This is a genomic window from Rhodococcus sp. BP-316 (assembly GCF_019836105.1).
Lineage (GTDB): Bacteria > Actinomycetota > Actinomycetes > Mycobacteriales > Mycobacteriaceae > Rhodococcoides.
The window spans coordinates 160,980-177,024 of record NZ_JABUEE010000001.1 but is presented as its reverse complement, the minus strand read 5'-3'; the positions used below and the strand labels follow the sequence as shown (position 1 = coordinate 177,024).

Below are 16,045 nucleotides of genomic sequence, written 5' to 3'. Positions count from 1 at the left end.
AACACCACACCCACCATCACACCTCGGCGAAGTCCAGCCCACCCTCCGCGGGGAGGTCGACGCGGCGGCTCAACGGCGAGCCCAGTGCCGCCGCCAGGTCCGACCCGTCGTGCTCCGCGAGCAACTCCCCGTTCTCCCACACGAGAAGCGCTGCGCTGACGGTGTTCTCGACCGTCGAGTGCGCGAGGTCGTAGTGGGCGCACCCGGGCACGTCGCGGTAGGTGATCCAGAGGTCGTAGCCCGTCATGAAGAGGTCCAGGTCGAACTGCACACTGAGGCCGAGGAGTTCGCTGCGACCGTTGTCGTCGACACCCGCGAACGCCTCGTCCAGTGCGAGCAACCGCGGTGAGTGCGGGTCCGCGGACGACAGCATCACGTGCGCCGCCGCGAAGAGCGGGAGGTGCAGCGACACCGACTGCTCGCCGCCCGAGAGCGCACTGTGGCGTGCGACGGTGAGTCTGTCCTCGGAGCCGTCACCGGAGATGAGCGTGAACGCGAAGACGCGCCACTGCCGGTAGTCCAGTGCGGCACTGAGGATCTCGGGGTACGAGCGCTCAGGATGCTGCGCTCGCGCCGTCCGGATCTGTGCCGCGAAGTGCACACGCATCTCGGCCAGTTCCTCGGGTCCGAGCGCGGAGGCGTCCCGCTCGAGCAGCTTCGACACGGCACGGGTGCTGTCGTCGAGGTTGTCCGCGAGCACCCAGTGCACGCCGATGGTGTTGCCCGACGACATGCGGCGCTGCTTCATCTCCGATCCCATACGGGCGATCAGTTCGCGGGCGTCGACCGTGCGCTCGTGGATCTGCTGCGCCAGGCCGGTGAGCAGAGCGTCCTCGAGGATGCGGCGCTCGGCATCGGTGAGCAGCGTCTCCTGGTCGCGTCGTGCCGCGTCGATGCGATCCGCGAAGTCGGCGATGGTGGAGTGGCCCTGCTCGTCCTGCACCCGCACCACGGTGACCCCGTCGGCCGCGTCCCAACTGAGCCGGAAATCCTGACCCGACGCGGCCAGCTGAGCGTCGAACTCCTGCAACGCCGCCGTCAGCGCGCTGCGTGTGGAGCGGCGGCTCGCATCGCTGACCTTGACCTGCGCCGTCGCCTCGGTCAGCTCGGTGTGCAGTCGGTGCACTTCCGGGGGCAGCACGTCCGGGGCCTCGTCTGGCCCGGCAGCCGTGTCGGTTCGGTAGAGCAGTTGCTCGACCGTCGACCAGGCCGCGTCGCTCGCCGGCCAGGAGCAGTCGCGCGCCGCACCGAGCACCGCCAGCAGATCGCGGTGCGCGTAGGGAGCCAGTCGCGCGGCGTCGCTGAGCGCTTCGGTCAACGCGGTCGTCAGTCCGGCGACGGCCGTCTCGTGCGCGCCCTCCGCCTTGCCGATGGCCTCGCCCGATTCACGGTCCGCCTTCGTGGCGGCGCGCTGTTCGGTCTTGCACGCCTCGATGCGCATCCTGATCGCGTCGAGTTCGGCGTCGATCTTCTCGGCGCTCGCACCGAGCGAGTCCCGCAGCATCTCCAACTTGGCGTGCTGTTGCTCGTAGTCGGATTCGGCGATGGCCGCTTCCTCCGCGTACTCCTCGGCCAGAATCATGGCCTCGTCGAGGCGCCCGGCAGCTTCCCGGTCGCGCTCGGCGGACCGGTCCGCATCGCCGCGGTGGCGCAGGATGGCGGAACCGGTGTTCTCGAAGTGGCGGATCGCCGCCGCGAGCGCGTCGAGGTCTCGCGGCGTGAACGGAGCCCGCCGCGCGACGGCGTCCGTCCGCAGACGTCGTTCGGCGGCAGACAGTTCGGCGATCGCGTGGTCCAGTTCTCGGTCGGCGGACGCGACCGACTCGGTCGTCGATCGGAGAGCGCCGGCGGCCGACGTGACCGCCCGGAGCGCCGCGGTGACCTCCGACGTACGAGGAACCGTCGAGACGGCGGCGCGGATCGAGTCGAGACGTTCTCGACACTGCTCGGCGACTCGATCGGCCTCGTCGCGCCGCGCGGTGGCCACCTCGAGGGCCTCGTCGATCTCCGCGATGCGGGACGTGCGCCGTGCAGCCCGAGCCGTCGCGCCGATGTACTCGGCGGCGTCCTTGTGATGCGCGCCGCGCACCAGACCGTGCGCGAAGCTCCCGTCCCGACTGACCCCCGCAGAACTGCCCACGTCGTCCAGAGCGATCGAGTCGAGGATCGCCCGCACGGTGCTGTGCTGCACGGGGATGTCGTCCTCGACGACGAGGACGTCGGCCAGCGATCGCCCGGTCACCGGTGCGCCGGCGGTCAGGTACTGATCCGAGACGAGCCCCGTCGGAGCCGTGTCGGCGACCCACGCGTCCAGCAGGGTGGCCGCGTCGAGCGCGGCCTCGAGGGCTGCGGCATCGTCGGCGCTGACGTCGTCGGCGAAGCGGACGAGTGTCCAGAACGGTGCGCCGTCGAGACCCGCACGGTCGCCGGTACGGGTGCGCAGCGCCGGGGGAGCGTCGTCGTGCTCGGCGGCGACCGACGCGCGCTCGGCCGTCGACTCGGTGATGGTGCGCGCCGCGTCGTCCCGGTCCTGCAGTGCAGCACTCCGTCGGTCCCGCACCGTGTCGAGCAGCTCGCGAACTCCGTCGCCGAGTACCTCGCCGAGTGTGGGTGCGTCGTCCTCGCCGATGCGTGCGAGCGCGGTGTGCAACGACTCGAGGATCTCGCCGTCGTCCAGCACCGAGGCGTGCGTGGCCCACCACGCGCGCAGCGCTTCCGCCGTCGCGGCACGGGACGACTCGACGGCGGCCTCGGCCTCGCGGACGGAGGCCACCGCGGCGTCGTGCAGTGTGTGGGCGCGGTCGGCGGCCCGTTCGGTACGGGCACGCTCGGTGGTGGCACGGTCGACGACGGACAGCGCGGCACGTACGGCCCGGACGTCCCCGTCCCGCTCCTCGGCATGACCGCGTACCGCTGCCGTGATCTGGTCTGTACGGGCGTCGCGGGGGAGTGGCGTCCAGGCGATGCCGGCGTCCTCGGCGGCCGCGAGGAGCTCGTCCTCGGCGCGGACGATCGACGCGGTCGACTCCCGCAGCGCCACTGCGGCCTCGTCTGCCTCTCGTCGCCGGACGTCGACGGCCTCCGTCGCCTTGCGAGCCTTGTCGCGCTGCTGCGCGGTGGACACCTCGAGCTTGCGGACCGCATCCGCGAGATCGTCGAGCTGCTGCTTGCCCTCGTAGGCGGTGGACCGTTGCAGGGTCTGCTGGTCGGCGACGGCGAGATCGAGTGCGCGCTCGGCTGCCTCGTACCTCTTCTCCGCCTCGACGCGCTCGACCCGTCGTCGTTCACGCAAGCCCTTGGCGGCGAAGAGGGCGACGGTGGCGTGGTCGACGGCCTCGAGACGTCGACCGACCTGATCGACGTCGGTGCGCGCCTGGACGGCAAGGTACTTCGAGTAGACCTCGACGAACCTCTTCGACGCGTGGTCGGCCTGCACCAGTCCCTCGAGGGCGCGGCCCACCTCCTCCATGTCGCTGAAGGAGCGCGCCGCCTCGAGGACGAGGTGCTCGTCGAGGGGGCGCAGTCCGTCGGACAGCGCACGGGACAAGCCCTTCGGGTCGAGATTCTTCGCCAACTGCGGGCGTCGCAGCGTGAGAATCAGGGTGATGAGCTGGTCGTACCGCTCGGCGCCGAGACCGAACAGTCGCGCGTCGATGGCGGCGCGGTAGTCCACCGGCCGATCGACGATGGCGTCGGTCCCGATCTGCTCGGCCAGTTGCTTCTTCGTCAGCGGCCTGTCGTCGGTGCCCAGCAGCGAGAAGTCGACGCCCACGCGGCCGTCGGCGACGAAGTACCAGCGCGTCACCTTGTCCGCCGACCGTGTCGCACGCATGCCGATGCCGACGGTCACCGCTTCGGGCTCGTCCCGATCGCCACGTGCGAACTCCATCCACACGTACGAGTGCGCCGAATCCTGGCCGCGGTAGAGCAGATTGGACTTCATGGTGCGTTCCTCACCCGCGAACGGGTTGAGGCGACGCGGCTCGATCCGGCCGTCGAACACGAACGGGAACAGCACCTCGAGTGCCTTGGTCTTGCCGGATCCGTTGGGGCCACGCAACACCAGCCGACCGTCGGCGAACGAGAACTCCTGATCGCGGTAGTCCCAGAGGTTGATGATGCCGGCGCGCGTGGGCCGGAATCGGGTGCTGCGCGTCACGGGGTGTGCTCCTCGAGGGTGCTCGTGTGATCGGTGGGAAAGAGGCCGGCGGACGCCTGTTCTCGGACGGTGACGACCACTCCCCGATAGCGCGCCAGGGCCGGCAACGCGACGATGCCCCCGCGTACCGGTGCCACCAGAGTGAGGTTCGTCAGGAGTGCGACAGCGGCCGCGCGAACCCCGGCACGGTCCGCCTGCCACTGAGCGGCGAAGGTGCGGCCGTAGGCGTCGACGAGGGCGCCGACGGTCTCGTCGAGCCAGGAGTCCGCGACGAACGGGTGCCGGATCGTCTCGTCCGACGCCTCCACCGTGTCCGGGGCGACCGAGTCGTCGACCAGGTCGTCCACGACGCCGCCGTCCGGGATCGCGCTGTCGAGGGCCGCGAGCAGCGTGTCGGTGGGGTCGATGTCCGCCTCGAGCGTGGTCCGATCGTCGGCATCGGGATCGAGTACCCGCTCCGCGATCTCACCGGCGAGGAGAAGGGCGACCTGCGCGACCGTGCCGGTGGACGGAAATCTGATGTCCGACAGGCGTCCCGACGTGTCGATGAGCGCGATGCCCTCCGCCCGGCGTTCGACGGACAGTCCGGTCAGCAGCCGGACATCCTCGACGGACCGGTCGTCCGGCACCGAGTCGGGGCCGTGGACCACGGGCTGCTCGACGAGCGCACGGCGGGCACGGCGAGCGCGATCGGCCGGGTCGTCCGTGGTGCTGTGCAGCAGGTGTGCCGTGCTGCGCAGATGCTGGAGCGCGCGCGGTGGACGAAACAGGGCCACGACGACGGAGCGGTCGATGTCGTACAGAGCCTCTCCCGCGTCGGGGTTGTGCGCCCACCCGCCGGCATCGCCGTCGGCCAGGGTGATCGCACCGCGAACGGACAACCAGCCGACGGCGTCGACGAAGGCGTCCCGGTCGGTCGCGCGTTCGGTGTCGAGGTCGACCCCGACCACCCGTCCGGCATCGGAGGCGACCTGAACCGCCAACTCGGACAACGTGATCTGGTCACCCGCGCGACCGAGTGCCGCCAGGGTGAGCGCCAGGAATGCGTAGCGGCGACGGTCGAAGACGCGGTCGGAGGTCGTGCGGGCCGGTCGACTCGCGTCCAACCGGTCGAGTACGGGGTAGAGCCGGGCCGTGGTCTCCGTGACCTCGAGTCGGTATCCGAAGAGATCGAGCATGTCCTCGCGCAGTTCCGTGGCCCATCGGCGAACCAGGGGCAGGGCGATGCGGTCCGGGTAGGTGCGGGTGATCAGGTGGTGGGACAACACGACTCGGGCGGCGCGCTGGTAGGAGTCGAGTGCCAGGCTCGGAATGGTGCGTGCTCTCATCGCCGCGCGCCGATGGTGAGTGACAGCCGTTCGAGGTGCAGCAGACCGCGTTCGGTGCGCACCACGGTGGACTGCTCGTGCGGTGCCAGTGTCAGGGTGACGCCACCCTCGGATCCGGTCGAGCTGCCCACGCGGCCGCTGACCGGGACGCGTGCGGTGAGGGCGGCGTTGAGCAGCCCGAGCAGCACGTCGGTCTCCTCGTTGGTCAGATCCCGTTCGTACACCCCGTGTTCGGCGAGTGATCGCGCGGCCTGAGCGCGGCGACGCTGCACGCTCAGCTGTTCCTCGCGCAGACGCCGGACACCGGCGTCGTTGCGGTGGACCCTGGCAGGAGCACCGGCGGCGGGGGGCCGACCGGTCTCGGCGAGCGTGCGCGAGATCTCGACAGGCGGAGCGTCCCACCACGATCGCGTGGTGGGAATGATGTCGTCGTCGGGGTGGACCATCGACAGGTGACGAGGCCGGCCGAGGCCGAACACGGCACCGAACAGGGCGTGGGCGGACTCCTCGGAGGGAGCGGACGCGAACCACCCGGCGAGATGTCGCAGCTGGGACTCGCGACTGACTCCGCCCCTGCGGGTCTCGATGACGCGGCGCAGCAGCGACAGCACGGTGGCGATGGCGCTCATGGTGCCCTCCCGCAGACGATCCGACTCGGTGAGCTCGCCGTCAGTGGAGGTGAACCAGTGCACGAGACCGGTCCACCGGCCCGCCCAGTCGGCGCGGCGCTCCTCGCGGCTGAGGAAGACGCGTTCGTCACTGGCTGCCACCCGGTCGAGCAGCGAGTCGAGTCCGGTGGCATCCACCCGCTCGATGGCGGCGGTGAGCTTGGGGCCGAAGCGGGCGAGGTCGAGGGAGAACTCCCGCATGTGGGAGAGCAATGCGTCCTTGTGTGCCAGGAACGACTCGGGTGTGACGTCCGTGGTGCGGACGAGGTCGCCCAGCGACAGGTAGAAGTGCGCGGCGCGGGTGGCCATGTCGTTGAGAGCGGTGTCGAGCCGATCGAGTTTGCGGTACACCAGGTCGGCGTCCCCGGCGAGGTTCGCCGCCGCGAGATCCTCCAGGTCGGCGAGCAGCTCGGGCAGCACCAGACGCGAGAGCGAGGCGTCCTCGGGGCGGGCGGCCAGGACGTCCTCGACGGCGCGGTATGCCTGGTAGCCGACCTGACCGAACTGGTAGACGTAGTGGCGATTGCGGTACTCGGCGAGCGTGGCCGCGCGGGTGCCGTCGTAGCTGCGTTCGAGGACGCCCCACGTGTGCAACTGTTCGAGCAGCGGGCCGATCTCGACGCCGGTCAGAGTGTCGCCGCCGTCGGTGCGGGCCAGGATCTCGGCCACCTCGCCGGCGTGCAGCAGAACGACATAGCCGGTGCGGGCATGTTCGAAAGCGCGCAGAACCCGCAGGTAGTCGGCCCGTTTCTCGGCTGTCGCGAACGAGAAGAGCCGGAGCCTGTCGTCCACCACGAAGGAGTCGGCGGATTCGGTCACTGCAACAGGGTAGGCGGTCAGGACAGTCGGACAGCCACCTGCCCGTCGACGACGTCGGCACGGTGGGTCGCGACCGTTCCGATGCCGTCGGTGGTGCACCGGCCGGTGTCCAGGGAGAACTGGTACTGGTGCAGGGGACACACGACGACGGCCCCGTCGATCTGCCCGTCCGCCAGCGGCCCGCCGCGATGGGGGCACACCGCGTCCATGGCGCGGACCGTCCCGTCGGTCAGGAGGAAGACGGCGATCTGTCGTCCGTCGACCACGTAGGTCCGGCCCTCGCCGGGGGTGAGATCGTCGACGGTTCCCACCACGGTCGCCTGTGCCGTCGTCATCGAACCGGCACCTGAGGCAGCGGGAGAAGCGGGAGGGAGGGCGCGAACTGGGCCGGTGACCGCGGCGCCGCGCGTTCCTTCCACGGATCGGTGTAGCCGTCGATGGATATCTGGATGCGCTCGTCGAGTCCTGCACAGAGACCCTCGGCGTCGTCGACGAGCAGTCGCTGCAACGTCTCGAGGCCGACCCGCGGGACGAAGGCGTAGGTTCGCTCGAGCCACTTCGCCTCCTCGCGGTAGTACTGGATGAATCGGCCCGCGAGGGTCAGGACCTCCTCGGGGGAGTCGACCGTGGCGAGGACGTCGCCCTTGCGGATGTGTGCGCCGGCCGCGCCGCCGATGTAGATCTCCCAGCGGCCGTCGCCGACGGCCACCACACCGAAGTCCTTGCAGAGCGCCTCGGAGCAGTTGCGGGGGCATCCGGCCACGGCCAGCTTGAGCTTTGCGGGAGTTTCGAGACCCTGGAACCGTTCCTCGATCGCGATGCCGAGTGCGGTGGAGTCACCGAGCCCGAAACGGCAGAAATCGCTGCCGACACAGGTCTTCACGGTGCGCATGCTCTTGCCGTACGCGAACCCGGACGGCATGTCGAGATCGCCCCACACCTTCGGCAGGTCCTCCTTCTTGATGCCGAGAAGATCGATGCGCTGTCCACCGGTGACCTTGACCAGCGGGACCCCGTACTTGTCGGCCACATCGGCGATGCGCCGCAACTGGTCCGGGGTGGTCACGCCGCCCTTCATCTGCGGCACGACGGAGAAGGTGCCGTCTCGCTGGATGTTGGCGTGAACGCGGTCGTTGATGAACAGCGCGCCTCGCTCGTCGACCCAGTCGGGTCCCCAGACCACGCGCAGCAGCGAGGCCAGCGGCATCTTCGCGGTCGCGTCCTCGGCGTCGGCCAACGCATCGAAGACTGCGGAGACGGACCGGAGGTTCTGCGAGCGGACGGCCTCGATCAGCTCGGGCTTGGACATCGGGATACAGGGGACGTACCAGTCCGCCGCGGGATCGACCGCGAGCGCTCCACCGGCGGCGCAGGCGACGATGTCGGCGACCAGGCCCTTGCAGGATCCGCATCCCTTGCCCGCACGGGTCTTTCCCACGACCTCGGAGACGGTGGTGGCCCCGCCGTGCACGCAGGCGACGATGTCGCCCTTCGTGACCCCGTTGCAGTTGCACACCTGGACATCGTCGGACAATTCGGCGGCGCCGGTCTCCGCGCTCGGCGTGCCCATGTCGAACAGCATGCTGATGCGCTCGTCGGGAAGCGGTACCTTCTCGTCGAACGCCTGAGTCAGGAAGCTCACCTTGCTGATGTCGCCCAGCAGCATCGCGCCGATCAGCTTGTTGTCGCGCACGACCACCGACTTGTAGGTGCCGCTGCGGGGTTCGTAGAACTGCACGAACTCGTCGGTGTCCCGCTCGGGACCCTTGACGCCCATCGCCGCAACGTCGACGCCCGCGACCTTGAGCTTCGTCGTCAGTCGCGAACCATGATAAGCCGCAGCCGGATTCGCACCGGTCAGCACGTCGGCCAGGACCGACGCCTGCTCCCACAAGGGAGCCACGAGGCCGTACACCTCACCGCGATGCTGGCAGCATTCTCCGACTGCGTGGATCGCTCCCTCGTCCTCGCACCGCATCTGATCGTCGACGACGATGCCGCGCTCGATCACCAGTCCGGCACGCCGCGCGAGGTCTACGTTGGGGCGGATACCGGCCGTCACGACGATCATGTCCGCGGGCAGGGTGGAACCGTCGTTGAACGCGACCCCGGTGACGGCACCGCTCTCGTCCCGCAACACAGCCGTGGTGCGCTTGGACGTGTACACGCCGACGCCGAGGTCCTCGATCTTGTTGCGCAGCACGCGTCCACCACGTTCGTCCAGCTGCTGGTTCATCAGGTGTCCGGGGGAGTGCACGACGTCCACGTCGATGCCCTGCGTGCGCAGACCGTAGGCGGCTTCGAGGCCCAGCAGTCCGCCACCGATGACGACGGCGCGGATGCCGTCGCGGGAGGACGCCATCTGCAGCATGCCGTTGGTGTCCTCGATCGTCCGGAAACCGAAGACGCCGCGCGCCAGTCTGCCGTCGGCCTCCCGCAGTCCGTCCATGTTGGGAAAGAACGTCGTGCTCCCGGTCGCGATGATCACGGTGTCGTAGGGGACGACGCGTCCGCTCTCGCACGTCACGTTCTTGGCGAAGCGGTCCAACGCCACCGCCCGGTCTCCGACGTGGAGGGTGACGCCGTTCTCCCGGTACCAGGCCATCGGGTTGAGCATCAGATCGTCGTCGTCGATGGACGACTCGCCCGAGAGCACGTGCGAGAGCATGATGCGGTTGTAGTTGCCGTACGGCTCGTCGCCGATCATCGTGACGTCGAACTTCGCACGGTCGCGGCCGAGGATCTCCTCGACGGTGCGGGCCCCCGCCATTCCGTTGCCGACGACGAGCAGGCGCTGCCGTTCTCCTGCAGCCGGCATCAGAAGATCATCATCCCGAAATCGACGACGACCTCGCCGCTGCAGCCGTCGGGCGCCGCGACGGTGAGCTCGAGAACCGAGTCGGGATCGACGTCCTCGACGACGCGCAGCGGAACGTTGACGCTCGCCTTCGCGCCCATCGGGAACACGCGCATCGACTCTCCGTCGCGCGTGAGCGTGACGACGACCAGTTCGTCGGAGGAGTTACCGCCGCGGAAGTAGAGCGGCTGGGCGGTCAGGCCCGACGGAACGGTGTACGCCGTGGCGGCGTCGAGAAGCTCGGACTTGCCCAGGCCGTGCCCGACGAAGGGAAAGACGCCTTGGATGAACTTCGGAGTGCTGGCCATGGGACGACTGTCCGTGCACGCGGTGACGGCACTGCTGCGCCCGTGTTACGGCGGCGTCATCATTCACTCTCGAGCGCGGCCGGCGCAGTGTCAGGTCTTCCGCCCGGTCATCACCAGCGGCGCGACCACTGCCAGCAGGACGGCGGGAATGAGGAAGGCCGACGTCGGGTGCACCCCGTACAGCGGGGTGAGCGCGAGAGGAGCGAAGGCCGCCCCGGAGAACCGGAACGACTGGACGACCGACACGGCGCCGCCGCGGTTCGCCCCCGACGAGCCGAGGACAGCGGCGTTGACGCCGACGAGGATGAACTGGCTGGCGACACCCGCGGCCGCCCAGACGAGGCCGACGACCACCAGGCTGGGCATGGTGCCGGCGAGGGCGATGAGGACCGCGCCGACAGGAGCGGCACCCACGATCGCTCGGCGTGGCCCGATGCGGTCGATCAGTCCACCGACGCGTCGCGCCACCAGGATTCCGGCGACCCCGAACACGGTCAGCAGCAGTCCGCGCTGTGTGGAGGACAGACCGAACGTGTCCTCCGCGCGGAAGGCGACGAGGAAGTTGAGTCCCCCGAGCGCGCCCCAGCCGAGGAGCGCGACCACTGCCACGCGGAGGACCGGGACGGTGAGAGCGTCGCGCAACCGTTCGGGACGACCGCCGGGGGTGGACGGCGCGGTGGCCGCGGGGAGCCCGACCAGCCCGAGGATCGCGGCGACGACGGCCAGCACGACGAACGCGTACCGCCAGTCGAACTCGGCGGCGAGGCCACCGACCAGCGGCGCACTGGTCTGACCCGCCGCCTGCAGGGCGCCGAAGGTACCCAGCACCCGTCCCAGGCGCTCGCGGGGAGTGACGGCCGCCAGTGACGCGAGGAGCAGCGGCGTCGTGAAGGAATTGCCGATGCCCTGCAGTGCGCGCGCACCCAGCAACAGGTCGAGCGTGGGCGCGACCGCACACAGGAGCGAGGAGACGACGTAGAGCAGGTAGGCGAGGCGCACGGTGCGCACCCGGCCCCATCGCGCGCCGAGAGTGCCCGACACCAGCATGGCCAGAGCGAACGGAAACAGGTACGCGCTGAGAGTCGATGCCGCCGACCCGGTGGACACCCCCAGATCCGCGCCCATCTCGGGCAGCATCGAGGACACCACTCCGCCGCCGAACGGGCCGAGGAAGCCACCGGCGTACAGAGCGCCGATGCGAAGCCGTGCGAGTCGCGCGCTCACCGGTGACGAGCGCGCGTCACAGCCCGAAGCTGCCCGGCCCGCGTCGGCGCAGGTAGCGCTCGAACTCGGCGGCCAGCGCATCGCCGTCCACCTTGGAGACGGCCTCCGACATGTCGACCTCGGCGTCGCCGCGCTCCTCGAGGGTGCGGACGTACTCGGCGATCTCGTCGTCGTCCTTGGTCATCTCGGTGACCGACTCCTCCCAGTCCTCCGCCTGGGACGGCAGCTCGCCGAGCGGCACCTCGATGTCGAGGACGTCCTCGACACGCTGGAGCAGGGCGACGGTGGCCTTGGGGTTCGGCGGCTGGGACACGTAGTGCGGGACCGCCGCCCACAGGGACACTGCCGGAATCCCCGCTTTGACGCACTCGTCCTGCAGAACACCGGTGATGCCGGTCGGGCCCTCGTACCGGGTCTGCTCGAGGTTGAACTGCTCCGCCGACTCGGTGCTGTACGCGGTGCCGGTCACGGGAACGGGCCGGGTGTGGGGCGTGTCGGCAAGCAGTGCGCCGAGAATCACGACCGTCTCGACCCCGAGCTGGTCGATGAACTCGAGCAGGTCGTCGCAGAAGCTCCGCCACCGCATGTTGGGCTCGATACCGCGCAGCAGCACGACGTCGCGGTCGCTGCCGGGAGGCGAACACACCGACAACCTCGTCGACGGCCACTCGATCTCGCGCGTCACACCGTCCACCTGTCGGACCGTCGGGCGGTTGACCTGGTAGTCGTAGTAGTCCTCGGAGTCGAGCTCGGCCAGGGGCGTCGCGTCCCAGATCAGTTCGAGATGCTCCACCGCGCCGCTCGCGGCGTCGCCCGCGTCGTTCCATCCCTCGAACGCCGCGACGAGAATCGGGCTGCGCAGGGTCGGCAGGATCTCGTCCAGCTCGGACTCGTCCGTCGCGGAGTCCTGATCGTCCGCTCCGACACCGGCCACCAGCTCGGCAGCCACGCCGGCGGCGAGGTCTGTCGGGGGGTCCTGGACCACGGGGAGATCGCCCTCGGGCGTTTCTGGCGCACTCACCCGCCCAGCCTACGACCAGAGCTGTCGGGACAGACCACTACGCTTGGGGGCATGCCTGTCGAATTCCGATCACGCCTGCTCGATGCGCTGTCCCAGCGTGTTGTCATCGGCGACGGTGCCATGGGAACGATGCTGCAGGCCGCAGACCTGACGCTGGACGATTTCCGCGGCCTCGAAGGCTGTAACGAGATCCTCAACGACACGCGTCCCGACGTGCTCCGCCAGATCCACCGGGAGTACTTCGAGGCGGGCGCGGACGCCGTCGAGACCAACACCTTCGGGTGCAACCTCCCCAACCTCGCCGACTACGACATCTCGGACCGCATCCGCGAGCTGTCCTACAAGGGAACGATCCTGGCCCGCGAGGTCGCCGACGAGATGGGTACCGGGCGAGACGGCATGGGCCGCTTCGTGCTCGGGTCCATGGGGCCGGGCACCAAACTGCCCACCCTCGGCCACGCCCCGTTCCGGGCGCTGCGCGACGCCTACGCCGAAGCTGCGCTGGGAATGATCGACGGTGGCGCCGACGCCGTCCTGATCGAGACGTGCCAGGACCTGCTCCAGGTGAAGGCCGCCATCCTCGGCAGTCAGGCCGCGATGGAGCAGCTGGGCATCCGCATCCCGATCATCACGCACGTGACGGTCGAGACCACCGGCACGATGTTGCTGGGCAGCGAGATCGGCGCGGCACTGACCGCGATCGAGCCGCTCGGGGTCGACCTGATCGGCCTCAACTGCGCCACGGGCCCCGCCGAGATGAGCGAGCACCTGCGTCACCTCAGCAGGCATGCCACCGTGCCGGTCTCGGTCATGCCCAACGCCGGCCTGCCGCAGCTCGGCCCCAAGGGTGCCGAGTACCCGCTCGGTCCCGACGAGCTGGCCGAGGCGCTCAGCGGCTTCGTCACCGAGTTCGGCCTCTCCCTGGTGGGTGGCTGCTGTGGAACCACCCCGGAGCACATCCGCCAGGTCGCCGACGCGGTGCACGACGCGCGCCGCGGAGTGCGGGACCCGAAGCCCGAGAAGGGTGTCTCGTCTCTCTACGCAGCGGTGCCGTTCGAGCAGGACGCCAGCATCCTCATGATCGGCGAACGCACCAACTCCAACGGTTCGAAGGCGTTCCGTGACGCGATGCTGGCCGAGGACTACCAGAAGTGCCTCGACATCGCGAAGGACCAGACGCGCGACGGCGCGCACATGCTCGATCTCAACGTCGACTACGTCGGCCGCGACGGTGCTGCCGACATGTCGGCTCTGGCCTCGCGCCTGGCCACCTCCTCGACGCTGCCGATCATGCTCGACTCCACCGAGCCCGCAGTCCTGGAGGCCGGGCTCGAGCACCTCGGTGGGCGCAGCGCGGTCAACTCCGTCAACTACGAGGACGGCGACGGGCCCGACTCGCGCTTCCAGCGCATCATGACGCTGGTCAAGCGTCACGGAGCGGCGGTCGTCGCGCTGACGATCGACGAGGAGGGTCAGGCCCGGACGGCGGACTGGAAGATCCGCATCGCGGAGCGGCTCATCGCCGACATCCGCGACAACTGGGGTCTTCCGGAATCGGACATCATCCTCGACACCCTGACGTTCCCCATCTCGACGGGCCAGGAAGAGGTCCGGCGAGACGGCATCGAGACCATCGAGGCCATCCGTCGACTGCACGAGAGTCATCCCGAGGTGCACTTCACCCTGGGTATCTCGAACATCTCGTTCGGCCTCAATCCTGCTGCGAGGCAGGTGCTCAACTCGGTCTTCCTGCACGAGTGCACGGAGGCCGGGCTCGACACGGCCATCGTCCACGCGTCGAAGATCCTCCCCATGGCGCGTATCCCCGAGGAGCAGCGCCAGGTCGCGCTCGACCTCGTGTACGACCGTCGCCGCGAGGGCTACGACCCGTTGCAGGCGCTCATGGCGCTGTTCGAAGGCGTCTCCGCGGCGTCCGCACGCGAGTCGCGGGCGCAGGAACTGGCCGGCCTTCCCTTGTTCGATCGCCTCGAGCGCCGCATCGTCGACGGTGAGCGTGCCGGGCTGGGAGACGATCTCGACGAGGCGATGCAGGAGAAGCCGCCGCTCGCGATCATCAACGAGACGCTGCTGTCCGGCATGAAGACCGTCGGTGAGCTGTTCGGGTCCGGGCAGATGCAGCTTCCGTTCGTGCTGCAGTCCGCCGAGGTGATGAAAGCGGCTGTGGCACACCTCGAGCCGCACATGGAGGCGTCCGACGAGGACGGCAAGGGCCGCATCGTGCTCGCCACCGTCAAGGGCGACGTCCACGACATCGGCAAGAACCTCGTCGACATCATCCTGAGCAACAACGGCTACGAGGTGGTCAATCTCGGTATCAAGCAGCCCATCTCGGCGATTCTCGACGCCGCGGTGGACAAGCGTGCCGACGTCATCGGCATGTCCGGTCTGCTGGTGAAGTCAACGGTGGTCATGAAGGAGAACCTGCTCGAGCTCAACGCCAAGGGCGTCGCCGAGAAGTTCCCCGTCATGCTCGGTGGCGCAGCGCTCACCCGGTCCTATGTCGAGAACGATCTCGCCGAGGTCTACGAGGGTGAGGTGTCGTACGCGCGTGACGCGTTCGAGGGCCTGCGCCTGATGGACACGATCATGAACACCAAGCGTGGTGTGGCACCGGCGGAGAACAGCGAGGAAGCCCTCGCCGCGAAGCAGAAGACCGCCGAGCGCAAGGAACGGCACGAGCGTTCGCGTCGCATCGCGGAGAAGCGCAAGGCCGCCGAAGCACCCGTGATCATCCCCGAGCGGTCCGACGTTTCCGTCGAGAAGGAACTGCCGTCGCCGCCGTTCTGGGGCAGCCGCATCGTCAAGGGCATCTCGCTGTCCGAGTACTCGGGGCTTCTCGACGAGCGTGCCCTGTTCCTCGGTCAGTGGGGTCTGCGCGGCGCACGCGCCGGTGAGGGCCCGTCCTACGAGGACCTGGTGGAGACCGAGGGCCGTCCGCGCCTGCGGTACTGGCTCGACCGCCTCAGCACCGACGGCATCCTCGCGCACGCGGCACTGGTGTACGGGTACTTCCCGGCAGTGTCCGAGGGTGACGACGTGGTGGTCCTCGAGTCCCCGGAACCCGATGCGGCGGAGCGCTTCCGGTTCACGTTCCCGCGCCAGGACCGCGGCAGGTTCCTCTGCATCGCGGACTTCGTGCGGTCGCGAGACCTCGCCCGTGAGACGGGGGTGGTCGACGTCCTGCCGATGAACCTGGTGACGATGGGTCAGCCCATCGCCGACTTCGCCAACGAGCTCTTCAAGGCGGATGCGTACCGCGACTACCTCGAGGTGCACGGCATCGGCGTGCAGCTCACCGAGGCGCTCGCGGAGTACTGGCATCGCCGCGTCCGCGAGGAACTGGTGCTGCCCAGCGGCCGCTCCCTCGTGGATCAGGATCCGTCCGACGTGGAGGGGTACTTCAAGCTCGAGTACCGCGGTGCCCGGTACTCGTTCGGGTACGGCGCGTGCCCCGATCTGGAGGACCGCATCAAGCTCGTCGCGATGCTCGAACCCCAGCGCATAGGGGTGGATCTGTCCGACGAGTTGCAGTTGCACCCCGAGCAGTCGACGGATGCGTTCGTGCTGCACCACCCGGAGGCGAAGTACTTCAATGTCTAGCGGGCAGGCCGGAGGCCGGTCGGAGTTGAGCGGGCAGGCC

Annotated in this window: 9 protein-coding genes; 1 reads left to right on the top strand and 8 read right to left on the bottom strand. The window is 69.2% G+C overall.

Annotation, left to right across the window (positions count from 1 at the left end; genetic code table 11):
* Nucleotides 1–16 precede the first annotated feature (16 nt).
* The 8 genes from HQ312_RS00770 to HQ312_RS00735 form a co-directional block, all read right to left on the bottom strand.
* Complete coding sequence (locus HQ312_RS00770) at nt 17–4,159, bottom strand: TIGR02680 family protein (protein ID WP_222637558.1); 4,143 nt, start codon at nt 4,157–4,159, stop codon at nt 17–19.
* Nucleotides 4,156–5,487: a DUF2398 family protein gene (locus HQ312_RS00765; RefSeq protein ID WP_037185396.1), complete on the bottom strand. Its 1,332-nt coding sequence runs from the start codon at nt 5,485–5,487 to the stop codon at nt 4,156–4,158. Before HQ312_RS00765 ends, HQ312_RS00770 begins: the two co-directional genes overlap by 4 nt.
* Nucleotides 5,484–6,974: a TIGR02677 family protein gene (locus HQ312_RS00760; protein ID WP_308123753.1), complete on the bottom strand. Its 1,491-nt coding sequence runs from the start codon at nt 6,972–6,974 to the stop codon at nt 5,484–5,486. Before HQ312_RS00760 ends, HQ312_RS00765 begins: the two co-directional genes overlap by 4 nt.
* Nucleotides 6,975–6,991: 17 nt before the next feature.
* Nucleotides 6,992–7,309 carry a Rieske 2Fe-2S domain-containing protein gene (locus HQ312_RS00755; RefSeq protein ID WP_056444601.1) on the bottom strand — a complete coding sequence of 106 codons (318 nt, stop codon included), beginning with the start codon at nt 7,307–7,309 and terminating at the stop codon, nt 6,992–6,994.
* Complete coding sequence (nirB, locus tag HQ312_RS00750; protein ID WP_222631119.1) at nt 7,306–9,792, bottom strand: nitrite reductase large subunit NirB; 2,487 nt, start codon at nt 9,790–9,792, stop codon at nt 7,306–7,308. The genes HQ312_RS00755 and nirB overlap by 4 nt, the downstream gene beginning before the upstream one ends.
* Nucleotides 9,792–10,139, bottom strand: a complete 348-nt coding sequence (locus HQ312_RS00745) for a hypothetical protein (RefSeq protein ID WP_042572487.1) — start codon at nt 10,137–10,139, stop codon at nt 9,792–9,794. Before HQ312_RS00745 ends, nirB begins: the two co-directional genes overlap by 1 nt.
* A 90-nt stretch (nt 10,140–10,229) precedes the next feature.
* Entirely contained in the window at nt 10,230–11,363 is a 1,134-nt protein-coding gene (locus tag HQ312_RS00740; RefSeq protein ID WP_027505344.1) for an MFS transporter, read from the bottom strand.
* A gap of 16 nt (nt 11,364–11,379) precedes the next feature.
* The gene (locus HQ312_RS00735) at nt 11,380–12,246 is read right to left on the bottom strand and encodes a PAC2 family protein (RefSeq protein WP_197027772.1); all 867 of its coding nucleotides are present in this window, start codon (nt 12,244–12,246) and stop codon (nt 11,380–11,382) included.
* A 189-nt stretch (nt 12,247–12,435) separates the two neighbouring features.
* Here HQ312_RS00735 and metH point away from each other — a divergent pair, with 189 nt between their 5' ends.
* Entirely contained in the window at nt 12,436–16,005 is a 3,570-nt protein-coding gene (gene metH, locus HQ312_RS00730) for a methionine synthase (protein ID WP_222637557.1), read from the top strand.
* The last annotated feature ends 40 nt before the right edge of the window (nt 16,006–16,045 follow it).